This window comes from Geodermatophilus sp. SYSU D00697 (genome assembly GCF_054050175.1).
Window position 1 is genome coordinate 84,940 of record NZ_JBJGYV010000012.1, and the last position, 25,172, is coordinate 110,111.

24 protein-coding genes and 2 tRNA genes are annotated in these 25,172 nt (G+C 75.8%); 12 read left to right on the forward strand and 14 right to left on the reverse strand.

What is annotated here, in order from left to right; genetic code table 11:
* Positions 1-15: 15 nt before the first annotated feature.
* A complete protein-coding gene (locus tag ACI79C_RS12460; RefSeq protein ID WP_456945968.1) occupies positions 16-1,872 on the reverse strand; it encodes a putative bifunctional diguanylate cyclase/phosphodiesterase in 1,857 nt (618 codons plus the stop codon).
* Positions 1,873-1,947: 75 nt separating this feature from the next.
* Positions 1,948-2,844: an ATP-grasp fold amidoligase family protein gene (locus ACI79C_RS12465; RefSeq protein WP_456945969.1), complete on the reverse strand. Its 897-nt coding sequence runs from the start codon at positions 2,842-2,844 to the stop codon at positions 1,948-1,950.
* Positions 2,845-2,956: 112 nt separating this feature from the next.
* On the opposite strand from ACI79C_RS12465, the gene ACI79C_RS12470 reads away from it, so the two are divergent.
* The 3 genes from ACI79C_RS12470 to ACI79C_RS12480 are packed head-to-tail and all read left to right on the forward strand — an operon-like array spanning position 2,957 to position 5,030.
* A complete protein-coding gene (locus ACI79C_RS12470; protein ID WP_456945970.1) occupies positions 2,957-3,604 on the forward strand; it encodes a haloacid dehalogenase-like hydrolase in 648 nt (215 codons plus the stop codon).
* Positions 3,605-3,613: 9 nt separating this feature from the next.
* A complete protein-coding gene (locus tag ACI79C_RS12475; protein WP_456945971.1) occupies positions 3,614-3,955 on the forward strand; it encodes a hypothetical protein in 342 nt (113 codons plus the stop codon).
* Positions 3,956-4,004: 49 nt separating this feature from the next.
* Positions 4,005-5,030 carry an NADPH:quinone reductase gene (locus ACI79C_RS12480; RefSeq protein WP_456945972.1) on the forward strand — a complete coding sequence of 342 codons (1,026 nt, stop codon included), beginning with the start codon at positions 4,005-4,007 and terminating at the stop codon, positions 5,028-5,030.
* A 149-nt stretch (positions 5,031-5,179) separates the two neighbouring features.
* Here ACI79C_RS12480 and ACI79C_RS12485 read toward each other — a convergent pair whose 3' ends face one another.
* The 3 genes from ACI79C_RS12485 to ACI79C_RS12495 form a co-directional block, all read right to left on the reverse strand.
* A complete protein-coding gene (locus tag ACI79C_RS12485) occupies positions 5,180-6,334 on the reverse strand; it encodes an acyl-CoA dehydrogenase family protein (RefSeq protein WP_456945973.1) in 1,155 nt (384 codons plus the stop codon).
* Positions 6,335-6,340: 6 nt separating this feature from the next.
* Positions 6,341-8,341: an ATP-binding protein gene (locus tag ACI79C_RS12490; protein ID WP_456945974.1), complete on the reverse strand. Its 2,001-nt coding sequence runs from the start codon at positions 8,339-8,341 to the stop codon at positions 6,341-6,343.
* An 88-nt stretch (positions 8,342-8,429) separates the two neighbouring features.
* Positions 8,430-10,043: a carboxyl transferase domain-containing protein gene (locus ACI79C_RS12495; RefSeq protein WP_456945975.1), complete on the reverse strand. Its 1,614-nt coding sequence runs from the start codon at positions 10,041-10,043 to the stop codon at positions 8,430-8,432.
* Between the two features lie 57 nt (positions 10,044-10,100).
* Between ACI79C_RS12495 and ACI79C_RS12500 the strand changes: the two genes are divergently transcribed.
* Positions 10,101-10,694, forward strand: coding sequence for an SACE_7040 family transcriptional regulator (locus tag ACI79C_RS12500; RefSeq protein WP_456945976.1), 594 nt, complete (start codon positions 10,101-10,103; stop codon positions 10,692-10,694).
* A 102-nt stretch (positions 10,695-10,796) separates the two neighbouring features.
* On the opposite strand, the gene ACI79C_RS12505 is transcribed toward ACI79C_RS12500, so the two are convergent.
* On the reverse strand, positions 10,797-12,578 hold the full coding sequence (locus tag ACI79C_RS12505) for a hypothetical protein (RefSeq protein WP_456945977.1): 1,782 nt from the start codon (positions 12,576-12,578) through the stop codon (positions 10,797-10,799).
* A gap of 145 nt (positions 12,579-12,723) precedes the next feature.
* Entirely contained in the window at positions 12,724-13,953 is a 1,230-nt protein-coding gene (locus tag ACI79C_RS12510; RefSeq protein ID WP_456945978.1) for a hypothetical protein, read from the reverse strand.
* A gap of 150 nt (positions 13,954-14,103) precedes the next feature.
* On the opposite strand from ACI79C_RS12510, the gene orn reads away from it, so the two are divergent.
* From orn to ACI79C_RS12525, 3 genes are all read left to right on the forward strand, one after another.
* Complete coding sequence (orn, locus tag ACI79C_RS12515) at positions 14,104-14,781, forward strand: oligoribonuclease (RefSeq protein WP_456945979.1); 678 nt, start codon at positions 14,104-14,106, stop codon at positions 14,779-14,781.
* Between the two features lie 47 nt (positions 14,782-14,828).
* Positions 14,829-14,901, forward strand: a tRNA-His gene (locus tag ACI79C_RS12520).
* A gap of 140 nt (positions 14,902-15,041) precedes the next feature.
* The gene (locus ACI79C_RS12525) at positions 15,042-15,230 is read left to right on the forward strand and encodes a hypothetical protein (protein ID WP_456945980.1); all 189 of its coding nucleotides are present in this window, start codon (positions 15,042-15,044) and stop codon (positions 15,228-15,230) included.
* A gap of 36 nt (positions 15,231-15,266) precedes the next feature.
* On the opposite strand, the gene ACI79C_RS12530 is transcribed toward ACI79C_RS12525, so the two are convergent.
* Positions 15,267-16,007 (reverse strand): GAF and ANTAR domain-containing protein, encoded by a 741-nt coding sequence (locus ACI79C_RS12530; RefSeq protein ID WP_456945981.1) that lies wholly within the window; start codon positions 16,005-16,007, stop codon positions 15,267-15,269.
* 253 nt (positions 16,008-16,260) lie between these two features.
* On the opposite strand from ACI79C_RS12530, the gene ACI79C_RS12535 reads away from it, so the two are divergent.
* Together ACI79C_RS12535 and ACI79C_RS12540 are read left to right on the forward strand one after the other, a co-directional pair.
* Positions 16,261-19,053 carry an Ig-like domain-containing protein gene (locus ACI79C_RS12535; protein WP_456945982.1) on the forward strand — a complete coding sequence of 931 codons (2,793 nt, stop codon included), beginning with the start codon at positions 16,261-16,263 and terminating at the stop codon, positions 19,051-19,053.
* A gap of 103 nt (positions 19,054-19,156) precedes the next feature.
* A complete protein-coding gene (locus ACI79C_RS12540; RefSeq protein WP_456945983.1) occupies positions 19,157-19,402 on the forward strand; it encodes a hypothetical protein in 246 nt (81 codons plus the stop codon).
* Positions 19,403-19,424: 22 nt separating this feature from the next.
* On the opposite strand, the gene ACI79C_RS12545 is transcribed toward ACI79C_RS12540, so the two are convergent.
* The 4 genes from ACI79C_RS12545 to ACI79C_RS12560 form a co-directional block, all read right to left on the reverse strand.
* A complete protein-coding gene (locus ACI79C_RS12545; protein WP_456945984.1) occupies positions 19,425-19,706 on the reverse strand; it encodes a MoaD/ThiS family protein in 282 nt (93 codons plus the stop codon).
* On the reverse strand, positions 19,703-20,788 hold the full coding sequence (locus ACI79C_RS12550) for a WD40/YVTN/BNR-like repeat-containing protein (RefSeq protein ID WP_456945985.1): 1,086 nt from the start codon (positions 20,786-20,788) through the stop codon (positions 19,703-19,705). Before ACI79C_RS12550 ends, ACI79C_RS12545 begins: the two co-directional genes overlap by 4 nt.
* 72 nt (positions 20,789-20,860) lie before the next feature.
* On the reverse strand, positions 20,861-21,337 hold the full coding sequence (locus tag ACI79C_RS12555; RefSeq protein ID WP_456945986.1) for a hypothetical protein: 477 nt from the start codon (positions 21,335-21,337) through the stop codon (positions 20,861-20,863).
* Between the two features lie 78 nt (positions 21,338-21,415).
* On the reverse strand, positions 21,416-22,600 hold the full coding sequence (locus ACI79C_RS12560) for a L,D-transpeptidase (protein WP_456945987.1): 1,185 nt from the start codon (positions 22,598-22,600) through the stop codon (positions 21,416-21,418).
* A gap of 173 nt (positions 22,601-22,773) precedes the next feature.
* On the opposite strand from ACI79C_RS12560, the gene ACI79C_RS12565 reads away from it, so the two are divergent.
* The 3 genes from ACI79C_RS12565 (at position 22,774) to ACI79C_RS12575 (ending at position 24,271) form a co-directional block, all read left to right on the forward strand.
* Positions 22,774-22,846: transfer RNA gene (locus ACI79C_RS12565), tRNA-Lys, on the forward strand.
* 157 nt (positions 22,847-23,003) lie between these two features.
* Entirely contained in the window at positions 23,004-23,834 is an 831-nt protein-coding gene (locus ACI79C_RS12570; protein WP_456945988.1) for a helix-turn-helix domain-containing protein, read from the forward strand.
* Positions 23,831-24,271: a VOC family protein gene (locus tag ACI79C_RS12575; RefSeq protein ID WP_456945989.1), complete on the forward strand. Its 441-nt coding sequence runs from the start codon at positions 23,831-23,833 to the stop codon at positions 24,269-24,271. Before ACI79C_RS12570 ends, ACI79C_RS12575 begins: the two co-directional genes overlap by 4 nt.
* Here the strand turns inward: ACI79C_RS12575 and ACI79C_RS12580 are convergent.
* The gene (locus tag ACI79C_RS12580) at positions 24,256-24,987 is read right to left on the reverse strand and encodes a hypothetical protein (protein ID WP_456945990.1); all 732 of its coding nucleotides are present in this window, start codon (positions 24,985-24,987) and stop codon (positions 24,256-24,258) included. The genes ACI79C_RS12575 and ACI79C_RS12580 overlap by 16 nt on opposite strands.
* Positions 24,984-25,151, reverse strand: a complete 168-nt coding sequence (locus tag ACI79C_RS12585; protein WP_456945991.1) for a hypothetical protein — start codon at positions 25,149-25,151, stop codon at positions 24,984-24,986. Before ACI79C_RS12585 ends, ACI79C_RS12580 begins: the two co-directional genes overlap by 4 nt.
* Positions 25,152-25,172: the final 21 nt, after the last annotated feature.

The window sequence follows — 25,172 nt, forward strand, 5'->3', positions numbered from 1 at the left end:
GCGCCGGGGGCCGGATCAGCGGACGGCGGTCACCGGGGCGCGGGGCGCGGGGACGGCGAGCTGCGCCGGCGGCTGCTGCGCCGTGGCGGGCGCCGGCCGGCCGAACAGGTACCCCTGGGCGTGCGAGCAGGCCAGCCCGCGGAGCACCGACTGCTGCTGGTCGGTCTCCACGCCCTCGGCGACGACGTCCAGGTGCAGGCTGCGGGCCAGCTCGATGATCGAGGCCACGAGGGTCGTCGTCCGGCCGCCGGTGCCCAGGTCCTGCACGAAGCTGCGGTCGATCTTGACGATGTCCGCGGGCAGCCGGCGCAGGTAGGACAGGCTCGAGTAGCCGGTGCCGAAGTCGTCGATGGCGATGCGGACGCCAAGCGCGCGCAGTGCCCGCAGCTGGCGCACGACCTCGTCGACGTCGCGGACGAGCACCCCCTCGGTCACCTCCAGCGTCAGCTGGCGGGCGGGCAGGCCGCTGGCCTCGAGCGCGGCGCGCACCGCCGTCACGACGTCGTCGTCGGCCAGCTGCCGGGGCGAGAGGTTGACCGCCATGCTGATCGGCCGCCCGGCCTGCGCCGACCAGGCGGCGGCCTGGCGGGTGGCCTCGCCGAGCACCCACCGGCCGATCCCGACGATCTGCCCGCCCTCCTCGGCCAGCGGCACGAACTCACCCGGCAGGACCAGCCCGCGGGTGGGGTGGTGCCAGCGCAGCAGCGCCTCGAAGCCGGTGGTGCAGCCCGACGCGAGGTCGATGGTCGGCTGGTAGTGCACCGCGAGCTGGCCGGCCACGGGAGCCGCGGCGAGGTCCTCGAGCAGTTCCGCCTTGTCGCGCGCGGCCTGGGCCATGCCGTCGGCGTAGTGGACCAGCCGGTTCTTGCCCAGGGCCTTGGCCATGTACATGGCCAGGTCGGCGTTGCGCAGCAGGGCGACGGCGCTGCGCTCGGGGGCCGTGCCGGTGCCGGCCGCGCCGATGCTCACGTGCACCGCCAGCGGTCGGCCGTCGACCGCGACCGGGTCGGCCAGCGCTCGCAGCACCCGCTCCCCCACGGCCGCGACGACCTCGGGCCCGCCGTCCACCACGACGGCGAACTCGTCGCCGCCCAGCCGGGCGACCCGGTCGCCGGGGCGCACGCACCCGGCCAGCCGCCGGCCGAGGGCGACCAGCAGCCGGTCCCCGGCGGCGTGCCCACGGGCGTCGTTGACGTCGCGGAAGTCGTCGACGTCGAGCAGCAGCACGCTGACCGGGCCGCTGCCGCGGGCGAGGAGACGGTCGCCGTGCTCGACCAGCTGCGTGCGGTTGGCCAGGCCGGTGAGCGAGTCGCGCAGCCCCTGTTGCTCGTTGAGCCGCCACGCCGCGAGGTGGGCGAGGCTGGCGGCCAGCACGAACGCGCCGTGCACGACCGCCCAGAGCCAGGGGTCCCGGTAGGCACCCGTGTGGTCGAAGACGTCGTGCGGGAACAGGGTGCCGGCGATGCCGTGGTGCACCAGGACCACGAGCAGGGCCAGGCCGAAGGGCAGCCAGCTCTGGTAGAGCGCCACCAGGCCGATGACGACGAAGAAGTGGAAGTGCGCCTCGGTGAGCCCGTCCAGCAGGTGGACCAGGGCGACCGACGCGGCGAGCAGGCTGGCCGTCGTGGCCGCCGACCGCAGCCCCTGTCCGGCGCCCGGCAGCGCGAGGAACGTCAGCGGGTACGCCAGGGCCGCCGCGACGAGGGCCGCGGTGAGCGGCGAGGCCGTTCCCAGCGCCAGCACGCCGAGGGCCACCACCTGGGTGGCGGCGGTCCAGACGAGGACGCGGTGCCGACGCCGCCAGACCTCGTCGGGCAGCCGTCGTCCCTCGGGCAGCAGGGCCGCCAGGCGGCGGGGCAGGAGTGGGCGCACGCCGTTGTCATCGTTGCGCCGGCGGCCCGGCTGCAGCGGTGCACCGGTGGACCTCACCCGTAGTGGGGGCGGCGGTCAGGCGGCCGCGCGCTCCTCCGGCAGGTCACCCTGCTGCGGCAGTGACAGGACAGGGGCGCGACGGCGGTGCCAGGGCAGCGTCCACCAGCTGCCGAGCAGTTCGTCGAACTCCGGCTCCAGCCGCGTCCAGCCGGCCCCGGGATAGGGCGTCAGCTCGCCGAACCACAGCTGCCCGGCGTGCTCGTAGAAGTCGACGCGCAGCATGTCGTAGCCCGCGGCCAGCGCCGACGCGGCGGCGAGCATGTCCGCCAACCGGTCCGGCGGCGCGGTGTCCGGCCCGCACCGGTAGCCGGCGGTCCACGGCAGCGGCTCCCAGTCGGGGGTGCGGAACCGGATCCGGTGGTCCGGTCCACGGGAGGTGTGCACCTCCACCACCCGCGGCACGCCGTCGAGGACGAGGACCTTCAGGTCCACCGGCACCTGGCCGGGCACGCCGACGAACTCCTCGACCAGCAGGCCCGGCCGCGCCCGCCGGTAGGCCCACTCCTCGCTGAGCCGCCAGTACCGCTCCTCCACCCACCCGGCCGTGCGCGCCGCGAGGTCGGCGGGGTCGGCCGCCCCGGAGCCGACCAGCACCCGGCGGCAGGAGTGCACGGGCTTGAGCACCCAGTGCGCCGGCAGCTCCACCCCGGCGAGCCCGGCGACGTCCGTGCCCGCCCACAGGGTCCGCGGGATCCGCAGCCCGGAGGGCCCGCGCGCCCGCGCGTGCTCCTTCATCGCGAGCTTGTCGCAGGTGTGCGCCAGCAGGGCGCGGCGGTCGAAGCAGATGCGCCAGTTGAGCTTCTCGTTGAAGGTCCGCGGCCGCAGCAGCGGCGGGAACCGGCCGGTGACCTCCCGGTAGCGCCGCACCCGCCGCACCGGGGAGGGGACCAGGCGGGGCAGCAGCGGAGGCACCGCCCGACCTCACCAAAGGCCGCTCCGCCCGGCAACGCGAGCCCCTCGACCGCGGCAGCGGAGTGCGGACACGCAGGTTTCCCGCGCCCGTGCCCTCCGGTACACCCCCGGGATGAGCCCGACGGTGGTGGTCGACCTGGACAAGGTGCTGCTCGGCGGGGACGCCTCGACGCTGTTCCTCTCCGGCCGGCTGCGCCAGGCGCCGCTGCGCGTCCTGCCCCTGCTGGTCCTCGCCCCCCTGCTGCTGGTCGGCGCCGCGCTGCCCTGGACCCGTCCACTGGCCGCCCGCCTCCTCACCCGCGTGGCCGTCGGCCGGCAGCCGGACGGCGACGTGGCCGCGATCGCCGAGGCCTACCGCCGCGCCCTGGCCCGCAGGCCGGAGGCCGCCGTCGCCGAGGCCGTCGCCTGCGTGCGGCAGCACCAGTGGCAGGGCCACCGGGTCGTGGTGGCGACCGGCTGCGAGGAGACGATGGCCCGCGGGTTCCTCACCGCCCTCGGCCTGGGGGACGTCGACGTCGTCGGCTCGACCGGGTCGCTGTGGCCGCTCCGGGTCCGGCGCGCCATGGGGGAGACGAAGGTGGCGGCGCTGACCGACCGCGGCCACCCGCCGCCGTGGGTCGCCGTCTACAGCGACAGCCCCTCGGACCTCCCGCTGTTCGCCGGCACGCCCCGCCCGGTGCTGGTCAATGCCGACGAGGACGCTGCCCGCGAGGTGACCCGCGTGCTGGGATGCCGTCCGGAGACCCGTTCCTGGCGCTGAGGAGGACCCGTGACCGATCTGCAGGAACTCGCCGACCAGCTGCTGGCGCAGGCCGCCGCCTCCTCAGCCCGCCGGGCCGCCCGGTCCCTGCCGCACCCCGCGGAGGGTCTGCGCCAGGCGGTGCTGGCACTCCTGGCCGGTGCGTCGCTCGCCGAGCACGAAGCGCCCGGCGCGGCCAGCCTGCTGGTGCTGCGCGGTTCGGTCCGGTTGGTGGCCGGCGACGACGTCCTGGAACTCCGTCCGCACCAGCTGGCGCCGATCCCGCCGCGCCGGCACGCCCTGACCGCGCACGAGGACACCGTCGTCCTGCTGACCGTCGCCGTGCCCGAGCGCGTGCCCAGCGCCGACTGACCGCGGTCTCGGGCTGCGGTACCCCGCCCGGTCCGGGTAGGCAGGACCCGTGCGAGCCATCACCTACACGCAGACCGGCGACGCGGACGTCCTCCAGCTCGTCGACCGCCCCACCCCCGAGCCCGGCCCCGGCGAGGTGCGGGTGCGGGTGGCCTTCTCCGGGGTCAACCCCACCGACTGGAAGAGCCGCAGCGGCGCGACCGGTGGCGCCGCGTTCGGCGCGGACGGGCAGATCCCCCACCAGGACGGCTCCGGCACCGTGGACGCCGTCGGCGAGGGGGTCGACCCGGTGCTGGTCGGCGAGCGGGTGTGGATCTGGGAGGCGGCCTGGCAGCGGCCGTTCGGCACCGCCGCCGAGTACACCGTCGTCCCGGCCCGGCACGTCGTGCTGCTCGGCGCCGCCCCGTCCTTCGAGCTGGGTGCGGCGCTGGGCATCCCGTTCCTCACCGCGCACCGCTGCCTGACCGTCGCCGAGTCGCTCCCCGATCGGCTGGGGCCCGGCTCGCTGACCGGGCACACCGTGCTCGTGCAGGGCGGCGCCGGCGCGGTCGGCAACGCCGCGATCCAGCTGGCGCGCTGGGCCGACGCCACCGTCATCGCCACGGTCAGCAGCCCCCGCAAGGCGCAGCTGGCCGCCGCGGCGGGGGCCAGCCACGTCGTCGACTACCGCGAGCAGGACGTCGTCGCCGAGGTCCGCCGGATCACCCCGAAGGGCGTCGACGCGGTCGTCGAGGTGGCCCCCGCGCAGAACGCCGCCGTCGACGCGCAGGTCGTCGGCCTGCACGGCGCGGTCGCGGTCTACGCCAACAACGGCGGCGACGAGGTGACCCTGCCGGTCCGCGCTCAGATGGGGCCCAACGTCCGCTGGCAGTTCGTCCTCGTCTACACCGAGCCCGAGCGGGCCAAGGCGATCGCCGTCGAGGACGTGAACGCCGCCGTCCTCGACGGCGCCGTCCGGGTCGGGGACGACGCCGGGCTGCCGCTGCACGTGTTCCCGCTCGCCGAGACCCCGCAGGCGCAGCGGGCCGTCGAGGAGGGCGCTGTCGGCAAGGTCCTCGTCGACGTCACCGCCTGAGCGGAGCGGCCCACCCCCCCCTGCCGCGGCCCCCCCTGCCGCGATCATGGAGCCGCGGGGACGACACGCCGACCCTCGCCCGCGTGTCGCATCCCGGACTCCATGATCGCGGGGGGACGGCGTGCTCCCTGCCCAGTCAGCCGCCCCGGTCAGGCGACGCCGAGGTCGCGGGCGATGAGCATCCGCTGCACCTCGCTGGTCCCCTCGCCGATCTCCAGGATCTTCGCGTCGCGGTAGAAGCGGCCGACCGGGAACTCGTTCATGAAGCCGTAGCCGCCGTGCACCTGGGTGGCGTAGCGGGCGTTGTCCATCGCGATCTCCGAGCTGTAGAGCTTGGCGATCGCGGCCTCGCGCTTGAACGGCTCGCCGCGCAGCATCTTCTCCGCCGCCCGGTAGTAGGCCAGCCGCGCGGTGGAGGCCCGCACCTCCATGTCCGCGATCATGAACTGGATCGCCTGGTTGCGGCCGATCGGCTGCCCGAACGCCTCCCGCTGCCCGGCGTACTTCACCGACTCGTCGACGCACCCCTGCGCCAGGCCCACCGCCAGCGCGGAGATGGCGATCCGGCCCTCGTCGAGGATGGACAGGAACTGCGCGTACCCGCGCCCCCGCTCGCCGACCAGGTTCTCCTCCGGCACGCGGCAGTCGCTGAAGGACAGCTCGCGGGTGTCCGAGGCGTTCCACCCGACCTTCGAGTACCGCTGGCCGACGGTGAACCCCGGCGTCCCGGAGGGGATGGCGATCGCCGAGATCTCCTTGCCGCCGTCCGGGCGGGTGCCGGTCACCGCGGTGACGGTCACCAGCTCGGTCAGCTCGGTGCCGGAGTTGGTGATGAACGCCTTGGAGCCGTTGACCACCCAGTGGCCGTCCTCCAGGCGCGCGGTGGTGCGGGTGGCGCCGGCGTCCGAGCCGCCGCCGGGCTCGGTCAGCCCGAACGCGCCCAGGGCCTCCCCGGTGCACAGCCGGGGCAGCCAGCGCCGCTTCTGCTCCTCGGTGCCGAACCGGTGGATCGGCATCGCGCCGAGCGAGACGCCGGCCTCGAGGGTGATCGCCACCGACGAGTCGACCCGCGCCAGCTCCTCCAGCGCCACGCACAGGTCGAAGTAGGTGCCCCCCGACCCGCCGTACTCCTCGGGGAACGGCAGCCCGAACAGGCCGAGCTCACCCATCTGCCGCACGATCGCGGTCGGGAACTCGTCGCGCTCGTAGAACTCCCCGATCTGCGGCGCGATCACGTCGTGGGCGAACTCGCGCACCACCTTGCGCAGGGCCTCGGTCTCCTCGTCGAGCCGGTAGTCCAGCACCGTCGGTCACTCCCCCTCGTCGGCGGCCGATGGGGTCACCACGGCCACCTGCTCGTCGAGCCGGACCGATCGGCCGGCCTCCACCGAGAGCTCGGCGACCGTCCCCGCGACGGGGGCGGTCAGCACGTGCTCCATCTTCATCGCCTCGACGACCAGCAGCGGGGTCCCCGCCTCCACCCGGTCGCCGAGCGCCACCTGCACCACGGTCACCGTCCCCGGCATGGGGGCGGTGACCACGCCGCCGTCAGCAGCACCCTCGGTCGCGGAGTGCAGCCGCTCGTGCTCGCGGAAGGCCGTCACCCGGCCGTTCGCGGCCAGCCAGACGTCCCCGCCGGCGTGGACGACGGCGTACCGCGACGTGACGCCGTCCAGGGTCACGGCCAGCTCGCCGCCGTCCCGTTCCGCCGACGCGGGCACCGGGTCGCCGTCCCCCACGCGGACCTCGGCTGCCGAGGCCCGCCCGCGGACCCGCACGGTCACCGGCTCGCCCCCGGCGGCCTGCAGCCGGCGCACCGTCCAGGCCGGTTCACCGAGCCGCCAGCCGTCGGGCACGTCCCAGCGGTCCACCAGCGGTCCGGCCGGCTCGGCCTCCACGAGCAGCGCCAGGGCGGCCGCGGCGTACACGGACGGCGGCACCGGCTCTGCCGCGGTGAGCGCCTCCCCGCGCCGCTCGATGAGCCCGGTGTCCAGCCGGCCGGCCACCACGTCGGGGTCGGTGAGCAGCGCCCGCAGGAAGGCGGTGTTGGTCGGCACGCCGAGGACGGCGGTGTGCCCGAGCGCGCCGACCAGCCGCGCCCGCGCGGTCTCCCGGTCGGGGCCGTACGCGACCACCTTGGCCAGCATCGGGTCGTAGTCGGTGCCGACGACCGAGCCGACGGCCAGCGAGCTGTCCAGCCGGATGCCGGCGCCGGTGGGCTCGCGCAGCCCCAGCACGGTGCCGGTCTGCGGGAGGAAGCCGCGGGCGGGGTCCTCGGCGTAGAGCCGGGCCTCGATGGCGTGCCCGTCGAGCCGGACGTCGTCCTGGCCGAACGGCAGCCGCTCCCCAGCCGCCACCCGCACCTGCAGCTCGACCAGGTCCAGGCCGGTGACCATCTCGGTGACCGGGTGCTCGACCTGCAGCCGGGTGTTCATCTCGAGGAAGAAGAAGTCGGTCGGCCGCTCGGCGTCGACGATGAACTCGACGGTGCCCGCACCGGTGTAACCGACCGCGCGGGCGGCCTCGACGGCGGCCCGCCCCATGGCCGCCCGCTGCGCCGGGGACAGCAGCGGGGACGGCGCCTCCTCGACGACCTTCTGGTGCCGCCGCTGCAGGCTGCACTCGCGCTCCCCGAGGTGGACGACGGTGCCGTGCGCGTCGCCGAGCACCTGCACCTCGATGTGCCGCGCCGAGCCGATGTAGCGCTCGACGAGGAGGGTGTCGTCGCCGAACGAGCCGCGGGCCTCCCGCCGGGCGGCGGCGATCGCGTCACGCAGCTCGGCCTCGGACCGGACCACCCGCATGCCCTTGCCGCCCCCGCCGGCGCTCGGCTTGAGCAGCACCGGGAAGCCGGCCTCGACCGCGGCGGCGGCCACCGTGTCGTCGTCCATGCCCGGCTCGGTCCGGCCGGGGACGACGGGCACGCCGGCGGCCATCACGGTCCGCTTGGCCCGGATCTTGTCGCCCATCGCCTCGATGGCCGCGACCGGCGGGCCGATGAAGACGATCCCCGCCTTCTCGCAGGCCCGCGCGAACTCGACGTTCTCCGACAGGAAGCCGTAGCCCGGGTGCACCGCCTGCGCGCCCGCACGGACGGCGGCGTCGAGCACCCGCTCGATGGACAGGTAGCTCTCGACGGCGGGGGCCGGGCCGATCGGGACGGCGACGTCGGCCTCCCGGACGTGCCGCGCCCCGGCGTCGGCCGCGCTGTACACGGCCACCGAGCGGATGCCCATGGCCCGCAGCGTGCGGATGACCCGAACGGCGATCTCGCCGCGGTTGGCGACCAGGACGGTGTCGAAGGTGCTCATCACTCGGCTCCGCACTCGTACCGCTCCTCGGTCGCTGACGCTCCCTGCGATGCTCGCTCGCGCGTCGTCTTCGGCACGGGCGCGGCCCTCACATCCGGAAGACGCCGTAGCCGACGTCCTCCAACGGCGCGTTGGCGCAGGCGGACAGGGCCAACCCCAGCACGGTGCGGGTCTGCGCGGGGTCGATCACGCCGTCGTCCCACAGCCGGGCGGTGGCGTAGTAGGGGTGCCCCTGGTGCTCGTACTGGTCGCGGATCGGCTTCTTGAACGCCTCCTCGTCCTCGGCCGGCCACTCCTCGGCGCGCGCCTCCAGCCCGTCCCGGCGCACCTGGGCCAGCACCGAGGCCGCCTGCTCCCCGCCCATCACCGAGATGCGGGCGTTGGGCCAGGTGAAGAGGAACCGGGGCGAGTACGCCCGGCCACACATCGAGTAGTTGCCCGCGCCGAAGGAGCCGCCGATGACGACGGTCAGCTTGGGCACGCGGGCGCAGGCGACCGCGGTGACCATCTTGGCGCCGTGCTTGGCGATGCCGCCGGCCTCGTAGTCGCGGCCCACCATGAAGCCGGTGATGTTCTGCAGGAACAGCAGCGGGATGCTCCGGCGGTCGCACAGCTCGATGAAGTGCGCGCCCTTGAGCGCCGACTCGCTGAACAGGACGCCGTTGTTGGCGATGATCCCGACCGGGTGGCCGTGCAGCCGCGCGAAGCCGGTGACCAGCGTCTGCCCGTAGAGGGGCTTGAACTCGGCGAACCGGCTGCCGTCGACCAGCCGGGCGATCACCTCGCGCACGTCGTAGGGGGTGCGCGGGTCCGGCGGCACCACCTCGTAGACCGACTCCGGCGGGTACAGCGGCTCGCAGGCCGGCTCGACGTCCCAGGGGCGCGGGCTGCGCGGGCCCAGGGTGGCGACGATCTGCCGGACGAGCTGCAGCGCGTGGGCGTCGTCCTCGGCCAGGTGGTCGGTGACCCCGCTGACCCGGCTGTGCAGGTCGCCGCCGCCGAGCTCCTCGGCGGTGACGACCTCGCCGGTCGCGGCCTTCACCAGCGGCGGCCCGCCGAGGAAGATCGTCCCCTGCTCCCGGACGATGACCGCCTCGTCGCTCATCGCCGGCACGTAGGCACCGCCGGCGGTGCAGGACCCGAGGACGGCGGCGATCTGCGGGATGCCGGCCTTGGACATGGTGGCCTGGTTGAAGAAGATCCGGCCGAAGTGCTCGCGGTCGGGGAAGACCTCGTCCTGCATCGGGAGGAAGGCCCCGCCGGAGTCGACCAGGTAGACGCAGGGCAGCCGGTTGTGCAGCGCCACCTCCTGCGCCCGCAGGTGCTTCTTCACCGTCATCGGGTAGTAGGTGCCGCCCTTGACGGTGGCGTCGTTGGCGACGACCACGCACTCGCGGCCGGAGACCCGCCCGATGCCGGTGATGATCCCGGCGGCCGGGGCCTCGCCGTCGTAGAGGCCGTGCGCGGCCAGCGGGGACAGCTCGAGGAAGGGGCTGCCCGGGTCGAGCAGCGCGTCCACCCGCTCGCGGGGCAGCAGCTTGCCGCGGGCGACGTGCCGCTCCCGGGCGCGCTCGCCCCCGCCCAGGGCCACGGTGCGCAGCTGCCCGGCCAGGTCCGCGGCCAGCGCGGCGTGGGCCGCGGCGTTGCGGGCGGCAGCCTCCCCGTCGGCGGTCGGTGTGCGGGAGAGCACAGGTGCGTCCACGGCGGCGATGTTAACGACGGTTCACGGGGGCGGTCAACGAGCGTTAACATCCCTCCCGTGACCGAGGTGGACACCGCGCTGCACTCCGACGCGGCACGCCCGTCCCGGCGCGAGCAGATCCTGCGGGCGGCGGCCCAGCTGTTCGCCGAGCGCGGCGCCCGCGCGGTCGGCGTCGACGACGTCGGCGCGGCGGTCGGGGTCACCGGTCCGGCGATCTACCGGCACTTCGCCAGCAAGGACGCGATGCTCGCCGAGATGCTGCTGCGGATCAGCGAGCGGCTGCTGGCCGGCGGCACCGAGCGGGTGGCCGCCGCCGGGGACGACCCGCTCGCCCAGCTGCGCACGTTGATCGCCTTCCAGGTCGACTTCGCCCTCGACAACCCTGCACTGATCACCGTGCACGACCGGGACCTCGGCTCGCTGCCCGACGAGGAGGCCGCAGAGGTGCGCCGCCTGCAGCGCCGCTACGTGGAGGTGTGGGTCGGCGTCCTGGGCCGGCTGCACCCGCGGGCGGACGCCGCGGCGAGCCGGGCACGGGCGCACGCGGTGTTCGGCCTGATCAACTCCACCCCGCACAGCGCCGGGCGCGTGCCGCGGACCCAGATGGCCGCCCTGCTCGCCGCGATGGCCGAGGCCGCCGCCACCGCCTGAGGCCGCCGGCGACGATCAGGCGACCTGATCGTGGAGCGTCCTCCTCCACCGTCCATCGTGAGGGTGGACGCAGCAGGATCAGGTTCCCTGATCCTCGCCGCCTCAGGCGGTCGGGTCGGGCATCGGCAGCGTCAGCCCCACCGACGCCACGACGTCGAGGTCCTCGGCGCTGCCCTTCTTGCCGCCGGCCCACGCGGTCTCGACGATGGTCACGGTGCTGCCGGACACCGCGCTGGCGTACTCCGCCTTCGACAGCTGGTCGGGACCGCCGTCGTAGCGGACCCCCTCGCGCAGCAGGTCGCTGACGTTGCCGCTGCCGTTGCGGTCGGCCAGCGCGCGCAGCGCCCGCGCGGCCGTGGGGTCGCCCATGTCGACCACCGAGACCGACACGACGACCGGCCGCCCTTCGACGTCGGTCGAGTACAGCGCCCGCCCCAGGCCGGCGCAGTCCGTGTCGGCGAAGAAGTCGGCCACGGCGCCGTAGGCGTTGCCCGCGCACGTGTCGTCGACCCGCACGCCGCGGACGACGAACGTCCGGCCGTCGACCACCTCGCGGTCGCCGGCCGCGGGCGCCGGTGCCACCTCCGCCGGTGCGGTGGTGTCCCCCGCCTCCGACGTCCCGGTGCCGGCCGAGGCGCGGTCGTCGTCGTTCCCGCCGAACAGCAGCGCCGCGCCGATCCCGAGGACGACGACCAGCACCAGGGCCGCGGACACCAGCACCGCGGTGCGCCGCGCCGACCGCGGGCGGCGCCGGGGTCCGACCAGCGGGACCCCGTCGGGCAGCGCCGGCCGGGCGGCCGGGGGTGCGGCGACCGGCGCGGCGGGCTCTGCGGTCCGCGTGCGCTCCTCCGGCTCGGCGCCGGCGAACAGGCCGCCGATGCCACCGGTCTCGTCGGCCGTCACGCCGACGGTCGGGCCGACGAGGGTGTCCATCGGACGGGCCGGGGACGCCCCGGCGGCCGGCTCGGCCGGCGCCGCGGGCGCCACGGGAGTGGGCGCGGAGGCCACCGCGGCGTCCCCTGCCGCCGCGGCCCGGGCGGCGGCCTCCTCGGCGGCGGGGATGGCGGCGGCGGCCACCGCGGCCGAGGCCGCGGGGTCGACCAGCGGCCGGCCGGCCGGCGGCGGGGATGGTGCGGGTGCCGGCGCGGCCGCGGCGGGAGCGGCGGCCGCAGCCGGGCTCCGGGGGGCGGCCGTCATCGCGGCGGGGGCGAGCAGCTCGGGGGTGCGCAGCACGTAGGGCGAGTACGGGAAACCCTCGCCGTTGAGCTCCTGCACCGTGGGGCCGCGGCCGGCCAGGCCCAGCGCCTCGAGGGCCGCGCGGACGTCGGCGGTGGTCCAGAGCCGGGGGTTGTCGACGCCGGTGTAGCGCGCCACGCGGGCGATGCCCAGCAGCAGCGAGCGCGGGTCGGCCAGGGCGACCTGGTCGCCCTCGCCCAGGTCGCCGTCCGCGGGCACCAGGCCGGTCAGGTCGCCGACCAGCACGGTGAGCCGGGCGATCCGGCCGGGCTCGAGCCCCGCCCGCCGCAGCCGGACGGCGGCGTCCATGCCGGCGCGCATGAGCCCGTCCAGGGGCGAGGAGCCGCCCCCGGACAGCTGGAGCACATCGCCGGGCCTGCCCGGCTCGCTCCCGATCGTCCAGGCGCCCTCCGGCGACGCGGTCACCACGCCGCTCTGGCGGAGCACCTCGACGACCCGGACGACCGCCAGCCCCTCCGGCACGAACAGGACGGCGTCGGAGAGCCGCCGCTCCATCGGGCCGTCGACGACCGGGATGGAGGCCACGACCGCCCCCCGGACCGCGCCGCCGGTGTCCCAGCGGGTCAGCTCGGCGAAGAGCGCACGCTCCCCCGCCGTCTGCAGCGGCATGGGGGTGAGGGGCAGCACGTCGTCCTCCGAGCGGGTCTGGCGGGCGGGGCGGTACGGAACCGCGCCAGCGCTGGGGCCGGGGCACGGGGATCGACGGCGATCCGCCCCCGGCGGAGCTCTGTCATCCGAACGTTACGTCATGTGACGCGGAGGGCCGGAGCCCTCAGCGGGTCGGCGCGCCGCCTGCGGCCGCGCCCACCACCGGGTCCACGGCGTCCTCGCGACCGGGTTCGACCGGGCGCGCCCAGGCGGCCAGCCACCGGCTGCGGCCCACCGCGTCGACCGCCGTCCAGAGGGTGGTGAAGACGACACCGGTCAGGAGCACCACCGCCGGGTCCCAGTTCCAGGGCGGCAGGAAGCCGATCGCGTCCTGGGCGGCACCGGCGGCGTAGAAGGCCGCGGCGACCAGGGGCCCGGCCACCCAGCCCGGCAGTCGCAGGGTGACCGCGAGGTCGATCGCGACCGCCCCCACGAGCAGCGCCAGCGGGAGCACCGACGGCGGGAAGTCCAGCACGACCAGCCCCAGCCACATGACGCCGCGGTAGGCGAGGTAGGTGGCCGCGACGGCGGTCGCCGTCCAGCGCAGGCCGACCAGCCTGCGGGCCACCACCAGCGCGAGCAGGCCGGCGCAGAGCATCCAGGCCGGGTGCACCCAGGAGGGCACCGGGAGCATGAACATCGTCGGCGTCTGCCCCTGGGACGCGGCGAAGTCCAGCAGCTGCGGCTCGGCCGTCGTCCGGCCGGCCTCGTAGGCCTGCAGCGACAGGACGCCGTACTCCTGGTGCTGGTTGGGGAAGACGACGTTCTCGACGAAGAACAGCCACAGCCCCAGCGAGACGAGGTCGCGGGTGCGGCCGGGCGCGGCGTACAGCCACCAGCCGCGGATCGCCCCGGCCAGCATGATCGCCGTCCCGATGTAGAGCAGTGCGTGGCTGGGGCTCCAGCTGGTGATGTCCAGGCCGTTGATGCGGTGGTTGAGGATGTCGATGGGGATGGCGACCAGGAAGGTGGCGATGCCCACCTGCATCAGGCGCAGCGCCCGGCGGTCGACGCCGTGGCCGGTGTAGCTGTGGAAGACCACCAGCGCGATCACCACCGCGGTGCCGGCGGAGTTGAGCAGGTGCGGCGGGGCCAGGTCGTCGCGCAGCCACTTGAAGTGCCAGGAGACGTCCCAGGAGGAGCCGAGCATCTTCAGCAGGAACGCGCCCAACCACGCCGTGTAGATCCAGCGCAGCTCCTCCGGCGCCGTGGGCCGGCCGGGCCGCCCCGGGGTCGCGTAGGCCGCCCAGAGCCAGCGCAGCGTGGCCAGGGGGTGCCCGAGAGCGGCGGCGAGGTTCCCCGGAGCCGGGGGGACCGCTCGGTCGGTCGCGGCAGGTGCGGCGGCAGCGGGCACGGCGGAACTCCTGGTGTCGGGGCGGATCGCCGCCGAGCCTAGTGGTGGAACGGCCCAGTTCCCGAGCCCCGACTGGCACCGGTGTGGCGGGTGCGCTATGGAGCCGACACGCGGGGCGGTGGTGCCAGGCGGGACGTAGGGTCGTCGGACGTGGCGGACAGCGCGGGACACCTGGTCTGGATCGACTGCGAGATGACCGGGCTGGACCTGACCCGGGACAAGCTCATCGAGGTCGCGGTCCTGGTCACCGACTCCGAACTCAACGTCCTCGACCCCGGGCTGGACCTGGTGATCTCCGCGTCGGACGCCGACCTCGCCGGCATGGCCGACGTGGTGACCGAGATGCACGCCAAGTCCGGGCTGACCGAGGCCGTGCGGGCAGCGACGCTCAGCGTCGCCGAGGCCGAGCAGCAGCTGCTCGCCTACGTCAGGCGCTTCGTCCCCGAGCGGCGGACCGCACCGCTGTGCGGCAACTCGATCGGCACCGACCGCGGGTTCCTCGCCCGCGACATGCCCGAGCTCGACGACCACCTGCACTACCGGATGATCGACGTCTCCTCGATCAAGGAGCTCGCCCGCCGCTGGTTCCCGCGGGTGTACTTCGCCCAGCCGCAGAAGGGGCTGGCCCACCGCGCGCTGGCCGACATCATCGAGTCGGTCCGCGAGCTGGCCTACTACCGCAGGACGCTGTTCGTGGACGGTTCCGGCCCCTCGACGACCGAGGCACAGGCCGCCTCCGCGCAGGTCACCGAGTCCTTCGCGGCGATCTTCGCCGCCGAGGACGCCGGTGAGCCGGGCACCACACCCCCGGCCGCGTCGGAGGCCTGAGCCGCCCGGTATCGTTGTCCCGGTGCCCCGACCTGGTCGGGGCCACGGTGGGTGTAGCTCAGCTGGTAGAGCACCAGGTTGTGATCCTGGGTGTCGCGGGTTCGAGCCCCGTCACTCACCCCTGCGGAGAGGCCCCGGTCGGTGACCGACCGGGGCCTCTCGTCGCTCGGACCAGCGCCCGGCCTGGCGTCCTCGTCACTCCCCCCGCCGGGGACGCCAGCCCCTGAACCGTCGCGACGGGAGACGGCTAGCCTGCCCCCATGCCGTTGATCTTCCACTGGGGTGGCCCTCGGCACGGCGAGATCGACGACGTGCCCGCCGAGCAGCTGGCCTCCTCGGTGCTGGTCTACGACGGACCCCGCTGGTTCGGCGTCTACCAGCGGTTCGAGCCGGTGCAGCAGCAGGACACCCCGAAGGGCCCGGCCGAGGTGTGGGTCGTCCGCGAGTAGCCGCTCGCACCTCACCCCACCGCGCGATCCGGGCGCTCAGTCCCTGAGTCGGTCCCCGCCGGGCACCGCGCCGGTGTCGGTGAGCTCGCGGGCGATGTCGACCAGCTTCCGGTTCAACTCCTGAGAGGCCCGGGCGAGCACCCCGAACGCCTGGTCGGCGGTGAGCCTGTGCCGCTCCATGAGGATGCCCTTGGCCTGCCCGATGACGTCCCGGTTGGTCATCCCGGCACGCAGGTTCTCCTCGTGCTCGGCGCCGGCCAGCGCCACGGCGGCGTGCGCGGCGAACACCAGCCCGACGTCCTGGCTCTCGTCGTCGAAGGCGTCCGGTTCGGAGGAGTACGTGTTGAGCGCCCCCATCTGGTCGCCGTGGACGAACAGCTGGAAGCACATCATGCTGCGCACCCCCAGGCCGGGAGCCTGCCGGGCGAACTCCGGCCAGCGCTCGTCGGTGCCGACGTCGTCGACGCGGACGACGTCCTCCTCCCAGACCGCATCCAGGCACGGGCCCTGACCGAGGTGCTCCTGCAGGGCGTCGACCTGCCGCGGCAGGTCGCCGGTCGGCGCACGGGACTCGACCCGCGACCGGCCGATCACGTAGCTGATCCCGCACTCGTCGGCGTTCGGCACGGTGCTGACCGCCGCGGCGGTGATCGCGTGCAGCGTCGCCTCGACGTCGCCGTGGGACTCCTGGAGCTGCCGGGCCACGCGGGTCATCACGTCGCCCAGGTGGTCGCGCGCGCCGTCCCCGCCCACCGCCGCGTCCCCGGGCACTGCCATGCCGCGGAACCTACCGCGCGGCACGACCGTCGGTGGCCGGGCCGGGGGTGGTGCGCACGGTCACCGCTGCCGTCCCGCGGCCCGGCGGCCGCACCCCCCGATTCGGGGACCCGGCACCCCCTCGACTCGGGATCCGCGGGCGGCTCCGACCGGTCAGGGTCGGTCCAGCGGTCGCGGCGCGGTCGTCCGGGACGACGGACGGCCACGCGTCGTCGGCAGGGAGCCCAGGACCGCGCAGGACCCGGGAGCCGCGATGCCCAGCTCGTCCCTTCCCCGTCGCACCCACCGCGGCGCCGTCGCGACGGTGGTGGCCGGCACCGCCCTCGCCCTGATCGGCCAGGACCTGCTCGGCGCCACGCCGGCCCGGGCTTCCCTGACCGGCCCGGGCGTGGACGAGGGCGAGCACGTCACCGTCTCCGCCGCCGCGGACGCCGTGGCCGTGTCCGGGTACCCCGAGGGGACACCGCTGGTCGTGGAGGTGCTGCGCCGGGACCCGGTCACCGGCGAGGACCTCGTCCTCGGGCGGGCGAGCGGGCCGGCCCGTCCCCTCGCGGAGGGCGCCGGGCTGGCGGTCAACCGCCGGCCGGCGGGCGCCGCTGCGCAGCCGGGCGACTGCTGGGACGTGCAGACCCCGGACATCAGCCCCGGCGACCGGGTCGTCGTCACCACGCCGGACCACGTCGACGAGGTCACCGTCGACGACCTCCGGTGGACCGGCACCCCGTTCCTGGATCCGGTCACCGGCGACGTGCTGGTGTCCGGCGTGGCCCGGTACGCCGACGGTGAGCCGATCCCGGTCGCCGAGCTCGCGACCGACCAGTTCCACACCGACACGGGCGGGTACCGGATCGACCCCGACGAGGTGGTCGCCACCGATCCGGACGGCGGGTTCCAGATCCGCTACCGGACCCCGTTCACCGGCTCGCGCAACGACGAGGACCTCGCGCTGGAACAGCGGCGGGCGGTGCTGCTGGGCAACGGCCACGGCGTCGGGCACGACCAGTACGCCGAGGTCCCGTCCGCCGGGACCACGACGGACCTCCCGCCGGTCGAGGGGACGGCCGACGGGGCGCCGGCCGAGACGCCGCTCGACGAGCCACCGCCGCTCGAGGAGCCGTCGGTGCTGGCCGAGCCGGCGTCGCCCGAGGACCCGGCGTCGCCCGAGGAGCCGACCTCGCCCGAGGAGCCGACCTCGCCCGACGAGCCAGCCTCGCCCGACGAGGCGCCACCGCCCGACGAGCCGCAGCCGGTCGCGACCATGCACGTCAGCGGGCCGGCCGAGACCCCCGGTCCCGCCGAGGGCTGCGAGGGCTCACCGGCCGGCGGCGACACCCCGCTGCCCGACGGCGAGACCACCCCGCTCCCGGACACCGGCACCGACCCCACCGAGGGGACCACCGACGCCCCCGCGGACACGGACACCGACACCGACGCCACCGAGGGCGCCGTCGACACCCCCACGCCGGCGGACACGGACACCGACCCCACCGAGGGGACCACCGACACCCCCGCGGACACGGACACCGGCACCCCCACGCCGGCGGATACGGCCGCCGACCCCACCGAGGCCGCCACCGACACCCCCGCGCCGGCGGACACGGGCACCGGCACCCCCACGCCGGCGGACACGGCCGCCGCGCCGGCGTCTCCGGAGCCCGAGCAGCCGGCCGAGACCGTGCCCCCGCAGGTCGCGGACACGGCGGCCCCCGTGGCGACCGCGACCGCCCCCGCGTCCGGCGTCACGGGCGTGCCCCTGGACGCGCCGGTCACCGCGACGTTCGGCGAGCCGGTCAGCGGTGTCGACGGCACGACCCTCACCCTCACCGGTCCGGACGGCGCCGTGCCGGCGACGGTCACCTACGACCCGGCCTCGCGCGTGGCGACCCTGGACCCGGCGGACCCGCTCGCGCCCGAGGCCACCCTCGTGGCAACCGTGACCGAGGGGATCCGCGACGCGGCCGGCAACGCCCTGGCCCGGTCCTCGTGGACCTTCACCACCGGGCCCGCACCCGACACCGCCGTCCCGGCCGTCACCGGGTCCACCCCGACCGACGGCAGGACCGGCGTGCCGCGGGACGCGACGGTCACGGCCACCTTCAGCGAGCCGGTCACCGGCGTCGACCCGACGACCCTGGTGCTGCGCCCGGAGGGCGGGGGCGCCGCCGTCCCCGCGACCGTCCGGTACGACACCGCCACCCACGCGGCGGTCCTCGACCCGACGGCGGAGCTGGCCGCGGGCACGCGCTACACGGCCGGCCTCGGCGGTGAGGTCCGGGACCCGGCGGGCAACCGGCTCGCCCCGGTGTCCTGGTCGTTCACGACCGCGGCGCCGACCGTGGACACCGCCGCCCCCACGATCAGCGCCCGGACCCCGGCACCCGGTGCCACCGGGGCGCCCCGCGAGGACGACGTCCGGATCACGTTCGACGAGCCGGTCACCGGGGTCGGGGCCACCACGGTCGGCTTGCGGGCCGCGGGCCTCGGCGCCGTGCGGGCCTCGGTCCGCTACGACGCGCGCACCCGGGTGGCGACCCTCGACCCGGCCGCGCCGCTCGCCGCCGGCACCACCTACGCGGTGAGCGTCACCGACGGGGTCCGCGACGCGGCCGGCCACCCCCTGACCGCCACGACGTGGAGCTTCACCACCGAGGGCCCCCCGCCGCCGGACCGGGTGCGGCCGACCCTCACCGGGCAGAGCGCGGCGTCCGGCGCCACCGGGGTCGCCCCCGACGCGCTCGTCGGTCTCGTGTTCAGCGAGCCGGTCACCGGCCTCACCCGCTCCTCGGTGAGCCTGCACTCGGCCACCGGCCGCGCCGTCCCCGCCGAGCTGCGGATCGACCCCGCCACGGCCTCGGTCGCCCTCGACCCCACCGTCGACCTCTCCCCCGGCACCCGCTACACCGTGTCGATCACCACCGGGGTGCGGGACGCTGCCGGTAACCGCTTCCCCGGTGCCTCGTGGAGCTTCGCGACGGCCGGGGGCCCGGACACCGCACCGCCGGGCGCCCTCGCGGTGACGTCGGCGTCGTCCCCTCCGGGCCGGTGACCGCGGCGCCGTCCCGTGCCGGGTGGGACGGCTGTGGCGGGTGCGCCGAACACGCCCGCCGGGGTGCTGGTCGGCCCCGGCGGGCGGAACGACCCTGGGGCCCATGACTCTCGCCTACTCCTACGGGACCGCTCACGCCGTCGTGATGGTCGGCTCGGTGGGCAGCCCCGAGGGCCTGCAGCCCCGGCAGATCGGGCCGGCGCACGCCACGATCGGCCGGGTCACCGGCCGCAGCCGCAAGGCGCTGTGCGGCGCCTACGTCGCGGTCGACGAGCAGACCGTGTGGCCGCCGGAGGGCTACGAGCACTCCCAGCTGTGCGCCGAGTGCGCCACCCTGGCCGCGCTCTGAGCCGGCCGGCCGACCGCTCGGCTCAGCCGCCGGCCACCGACGGCAGCACCTGGACGACCGCGCCGTCGGGCACCGGCGCCCCCAGCCCCCCGGCGAACCGGACGTCGTCGCCGTCGACGTAGACGTTCACGAACCGCCGGATCCCGCCCGCCTCGTCGCGGATGCGGCGGCCCAGCAGCGGGTGGTCGGCAGCGAGCGTGTCGAGCACCTCCCGGAGGGTCCCGCCGCCCGGTTCCAGCTGCAGGTGCTTGGCCCCGCCGGCGAGGTCGGCCAGCACGCCGGGCAGCACCACCTCGACGCTCATCCGCCGATCCGCGCCGCGCGGACCACCAGCACGTCGGGCAGGTGGTCGGCCACCAGGGTGAAGGTGTCGCCCTCGTCGGAGCTCGCGTAGACGCAGCCGTCCCGCGTGCCGACGTAGAGCCCGGTGGGGTCGGCGGCGTCGGCGCAGAACCCGTCGCGCATCACCGCGGCCCAGAAGCCGTCGGGCAGCCCCTCCCCCAGCTCGGTCCAGGTCTCGCCGGCGTCCCGGGTGCGGTGCACCCGCAGCCGGCCGCCGGGTGGCACCCGCTGCATGTCCGCGACCAGCGGCACCACCCACGCCGTCCCGGGGGTGGACGGCGAGGCGACGATCGGGAACCCGAAGTCGGCCGGGAGGCCACCGGCGATCGACGTCCAGGCCCTCCCTGCGTCGTCGGTGCGGAAGACGCCGAAGTGGTTCTGCGCGTACATGCGGTCCGGGCCGGCCGCGTCGACGGCGACCTTGTGCACGCACTGGCCGTACTCGGGCGGGGGCTCGGGCAGGAAGACCGCGCTGATCCCGGAGTTGCGCGGCGTCCACCCGTTCCCGCCGTCCTCGCTGACGTAGACCCCGCCGGTGCTCATCGCGATGGTCACCCGGTCCGACGCCGGGTCGGGCAGCACGGTGTGCACCGCCCCGCCTCCGCCCCCGGGCTCCCAGGTCGGCCGGTGCGGGTGGTCCCACAGGCCGCGGACCAGCTCGAACGTGCAGCCGCCGTCGGTGCTGCGCCACAGCGAGTGCGGCTCGCACCCGGCCCACACGACGTCGGGCCGCTCGGGGCTGTCGGGACGCAGCTGCCAGACACGGGCGAGGGCGGCGCCGGTCTCCTCGGGGAAGCGGATGGCGCCGGCCTCGGTCTCCTGCCAGCTCGCGCCCAGGTCGTCGGACCGCATGACCGTGGGCCCCCAGTGCCCGTACTGGATGCCGGCGAGCACCCGTGGCGTGGGTCGGCGGGTGTCGATCGACACCGCGGCGACCTCCTGGGCGAGCAGGTGCGGCTCCCCCAGCGTCCAGGTGCGGCGGTCGTCGTCGCTGCGGGCCAACCACAGGCCCTTGCGCGTACCGATGGCGAGCAGGTCGGTCATGGCGCCCTCCGGGTCGACGGCAGGGCGCAGAGATCGCCCCTCGGACGTAGTGACCGTCCGAGGGGCGAGAACTCAGCGGCGGGTCGCGCCGCCCGCGGGCTGGTCGGGGCCGGCGGTCTGGCCACCGGCGTAGCGGCCGTCGGCGGGCGTGCCGCCGGCGGGCGTGCCGTCGGGAGAGGTGCCGTCGGCGTGCCGACCGTGCTGGTCGGCGAGCCCGGGCGCGAGCTTCTCGGCCTTGGCGCGCAGCTGGTCGGCGGCCGACGCGTGCTCCTGGGCCTGTGCCGCGCGCTGCTGCGCCTCCTGCTCGGCCAGCCGGGTCCGCTCCTCGACCTCGGCCCGCTCCCGCCGGGCGCGGGCGGCCTGCTCCTCGGCGGCGGCCCGCTCCTTCTCCGCCTGGGCGCCGCGCAGCTGGGCCTCGCGCAGGTGCTCGCGCGCCTGCTCGCGCTTCTTCGCGCCGTTGATCCGGTTGCGCTTGGCCAGGGTGAGGGCCAGCAGTGCGAGCAGCACCACCGCCACCACGACGATGAGCACGATCACCCAGGTGTCCACGGCCATCTCCTCCACTCGGGACCGGAGTGATCACTTCCCCTCCGGCCGGGCGCGGAAACGCCGTGGTCGCTGGTCAGCTCACGTCAGCGCGCTGCCGGCCTGCCACTCCTCCCACGGGATGGTCCAGTCGTAGATGTCGGAGCGCAGCGTGCCCGCGCTGGAGCCACGGATCTCCACGACGTCGCCGGGCTGCGAGAAGTCGAAGAACCAGGCGGCCCGGTCGGTGGAGAGGTTGATGCAGCCGTGGGAGACGTTCTCCCGCCCCTGCTGGGCCACCGACCACGGGGCGGCGTGCACGAACTCGCCGCTGTCGGAGATGCGGACGGCGTACTCCACGGGCGTCCGGTAGCCGCCGGGGCTGTCGACCGGCACGCCGTAGGTGCTGGAGTCCATGACCCGGTCGCGGTTGAGCTCGGTCACCACGTGCGCCCCGTTGTAGCTCGGGTTGTCCGGGCTGCCGGCGCTCATCGGCCAGGTCTGCACCAGCTGGTCGCCGTCGTAGACCTCCATGGTGTGCGTCGACGCGTCGGCGATGGAGACGTGCCGCTCCCCGATGCGGAAGGAGACGGTGCGGTCCTTCTCCCCCCACACGCCGTTGCCGAAGTCGATGCCGTAGAGGTCGGCCTCGAGCGTGACGTCGGTGTTCTCCGGCCAGTACTGGGACGGCCGGAAGTGCACCTCGGTGTCGCTGAACCAGTTCCAGACGCCGTCGGTGGGAGTGGAGCTGGTCACCTGGAGGTGGCTCTCGACGGCCGCCTTGTCGGTGACGGGCTCGTCGAAGTAGACGCGGATCGGCATGCCGACGCCGACCGTCTGACCGTCCAGCGGCCCGATGGACGGCGTGGTGACCGTGCCCGGGTCGACGGTGGTGAACGTGGTGGAGGCCTCCACCGGCTGCTCGTCCGCGCCCTCGGCGGTCGCGGTCAGGGTGTAGCTGGTGGCGTAGGCCAGCGGGGTGTCCGGCGTCCAGACGTCGGTGGCCGGGTCGTCCGGTGAGTCCGCGACCGACCCGGTCACCGCCGCACCACCCCCGTCGACGAGGGTGACGTCGGTGAGCTCGCCGTCCGTGACGGAGATCTCCAGCGGAACGGTCGGCGACACGTCGGCCGAGCCGTCGGCCGGGGACACCTCGACCGTGGCCGGCGCGGGCGGCGCGGCCGTCGCGGTGGGTGCGGCGCTCGCCGACCCGCCGCCGTCGCTGCCCTGGCACCCGGTCAGCAGGGCCAGTGCCCCCGCCGTGACCAGCGCGGCCGTCCGTCGCATGCGTGTCCCTCTCCCTCGTCGGCAGCCGTTCCCCGCTCCGGCCGCCTGCACCGTCGTCCCAGTGTCCATGCCGGAACCGGAACAGGGGCGGACGCCCGGCCGGGACCACCCCGACGGCACCTGCGACGGCGCTGGTATCGTTTCCCCTCGTTGCCGGCCGAGCCGGACGACACGCGCCATTAGCTCAATTGGCAGAGCAGCTGACTCTTAATCAGCGGGTTCGGGGTTCGAGTCCCTGATGGCGCACCCTCCGACAGCGGCCTCCTCCCTCCGGGACGGGGCCGCTTCGTCGTCCCGGCCCCTCCCGCGGTGGGCGTTCCCGCGGGAACGCCTCCCCCTCCGGGCGGCCGGTGGGCAGGATGACCGGACCACCGGCCGGCACCCAGCGGGAGGTCGCGGACCCGTGCTCCTCGTGCAGCACCGCGTGCCGCCCCTGCTGCGGCCCTTCGTCGCCGAGGCGCACGGCTACCGGGTCGAGGCCAACCCGACCGGGGTGCACCGCGGGCTGCCGTCCCGCCACCTGACCCTGGTCGTCGAGCTGGCCGCGCCGCTGCGGCTCACCGGCCTCGGGGGCGCGGTCGCGGCCCACGCCGTGGTCGGGGGTCTGCACACCCGGCCGGCGCTGATCGATGCGAGCCGCCCGCAGGACGGGCTGCAGTACGGGCTCACCCCGCTCGGCGCGAGCGCCCTGCTCGGCCTGCCCGCGGGCGAGCTCGGCGAGCGCGCGGTCGACCTGGGCGACGTCCTCGGTCGCGCCGCCGCCGAACGGCTGGTGGACCAGCTCGCCGAGGCCCCCGGCTGGACCGAGCGGTTCGCCCGGCTCGACGATGCGTTGCTGGCCCGGCTCGACGGCACTCCCGACCCGGTGCCGCCGGAGGTGCGGGAGACCTGGCGGCTGCTGCACCGCAGCTCCGGCCGCTGCCGGGTCGAGGACCTCGCCGCGTCGGTCGGGTGGAGCCGGCGGCACCTCACCGAGCGGTTCCGGCTCGCGACCGGGCTCACCCCCAAGCAGGTCGCGCGGATCGCCCGGTTCGAGACCGCCCGGCGGCTGCTGGTCGCTCCCGGGCGCCCGTCCCTGGCCGAGGTCGCCGCACGCTGCGGGTTCGCCGACCAGCCGCACCTGGCCCGCGAGTGGCGGGCGCTGGCCGGGTGCAGCGTGGGGACCTGGCTGCGCGAGGAGCTCCCATTCGTCCAAGACACCGGTGCCGCCGCGGAGGCACCCTCCCGGACATGACCACCGAGATCCCCACCGCACCCGCCCACTCCACCGGCACCGACCGTCCCGCGCCCACCGTCTGGCCCAGCGTCGGCTTCACCGACGTCGACGCCGGCATCCGATTCCTCACCGAGGGGCTCGGCTTCGTGGTCACGGCCTGCTACCGCGGCGAGGACGGGACCGTCGAGCACGCCGAGGCGCGCTGGCCCGACGGCGGCGGCGTCATGTTCGGCAGCCGCGGCAAGCCCGGGGACTGGGGCGGCCTGGGCCCGCAGGGCGTCTACGTCGTCGCCGCCGACCCGGCCACCGTCGACGCGGTCTGGCAGCGGGTCCGCGGGATGGCCGGCGTCGAGGTCCTGCGCGAGCTGCACGACACCGACTACGGGTCCCACCAGTTCGACGTCCGCGACGCCGACGGCAACCTCTGGACGCTCGGCACCTACCGCGGCGCCTGACCGGCCGGACCCGCGTCCCGGCCTCCTGGCGGCGGTGACCCCCGGAACACCAGCCAGACCAGGGTCCCCTGCCACAGGAGGAAGCCGGCGAGGGCCGCCAGCCACTCGGCCGGGCCCATCGCGGCGAGCGTCCTCCGCGGGACCACCGCCACCGAGCACAGCGCCGCGACGCCGACCAGCCACACGGCGAGGGCCGCCCAGCGGTAACGCGGCGCCCGGCTGGGGCGGACGGTGATGCCCAGCGCGGACAGGTCCTCGGGCGGGTGCCGGCGCAGCATGCGGCGCCGGGACCGGTAGACGACCGCCCGGGGGTACCGCTCGGCCAGCAGCCGCTCGCACCGGCGCCGGCGCAGGCGGGTGCGGCGCGGGAGGCTGACCGCCTCGACCCGCGCCGCGGCGGCCCGGAACCCGGTGTCACCGAGGACGATGCGGCCGCGGGCGGCGATCACCGCCGTCACGTCCCCCCACCCGGCGCCCAACCCGGTGTGGCTCGGGTGGTACCAGCCGTAGAGGCCGCAGCCGCACCCCCGGGCGGGCGGCACGTGCGCCTCGTCGACGGTGCACCGCGCGGAGTGCACCTCCCCGCTCCAGGGACCCGTGCCGACGTGCACCGGCGGCCGGAGCCCGTCCTCGGCCAGCCGGAAGCGCCGATAGCCCCGCAGCTCCCCGGCGACCAGCGCGGGCGGGTCCGGGGGCGGGTCGCCCGCGGCCGTCACGCCGGAGCCGGGGCCGCGGGGGCCGGGGCCACCGGCGCCGGCGCCGGCTCGGACGGGGCGGCGGCCGGCTCGGTCACCGGCTCGCACTCGATCTCCCGGCGCTCCGGGCCGATGTCGCCGGCGAAGCACGGGCGGGCGGACAGGGACGTCCTGGGCGTGTCCATCTGGCGGCTCCTCACCCGTGC

Bases quoted from the DNA above. Each gene is read 5' to 3' on its own strand.
- ACI79C_RS12575 (WP_456945989.1), top strand. From the start codon at position 23,831: ATGACCACCGAGATCCCCACCGCACCCGCCCACTCCACCGGCACCGAC.
- ACI79C_RS12470 (WP_456945970.1), top strand. From the start codon at position 2,957: ATGAGCCCGACGGTGGTGGTCGACCTGGACAAGGTGCTGCTCGGCGGG.
- ACI79C_RS12535 (WP_456945982.1), top strand. From the start codon at position 16,261: ATGCCCAGCTCGTCCCTTCCCCGTCGCACCCACCGCGGCGCCGTCGCG.
- ACI79C_RS12490 (WP_456945974.1), bottom strand. From the start codon at position 8,341: ATGAGCACCTTCGACACCGTCCTGGTCGCCAACCGCGGCGAGATCGCC.
- ACI79C_RS12550 (WP_456945985.1), bottom strand. From the start codon at position 20,788: ATGACCGACCTGCTCGCCATCGGTACGCGCAAGGGCCTGTGGTTGGCC.
- ACI79C_RS12545 (WP_456945984.1), bottom strand. From the start codon at position 19,706: ATGAGCGTCGAGGTGGTGCTGCCCGGCGTGCTGGCCGACCTCGCCGGC.
- ACI79C_RS12525 (WP_456945980.1), top strand. From the start codon at position 15,042: ATGCCGTTGATCTTCCACTGGGGTGGCCCTCGGCACGGCGAGATCGAC.
- ACI79C_RS12540 (WP_456945983.1), top strand. From the start codon at position 19,157: ATGACTCTCGCCTACTCCTACGGGACCGCTCACGCCGTCGTGATGGTC.
- ACI79C_RS12585 (WP_456945991.1), bottom strand. From the start codon at position 25,151: ATGGACACGCCCAGGACGTCCCTGTCCGCCCGCCCGTGCTTCGCCGGC.
- ACI79C_RS12530 (WP_456945981.1), bottom strand. From the start codon at position 16,007: ATGGCAGTGCCCGGGGACGCGGCGGTGGGCGGGGACGGCGCGCGCGAC.
- ACI79C_RS12560 (WP_456945987.1), bottom strand. From the start codon at position 22,600: ATGCGACGGACGGCCGCGCTGGTCACGGCGGGGGCACTGGCCCTGCTG.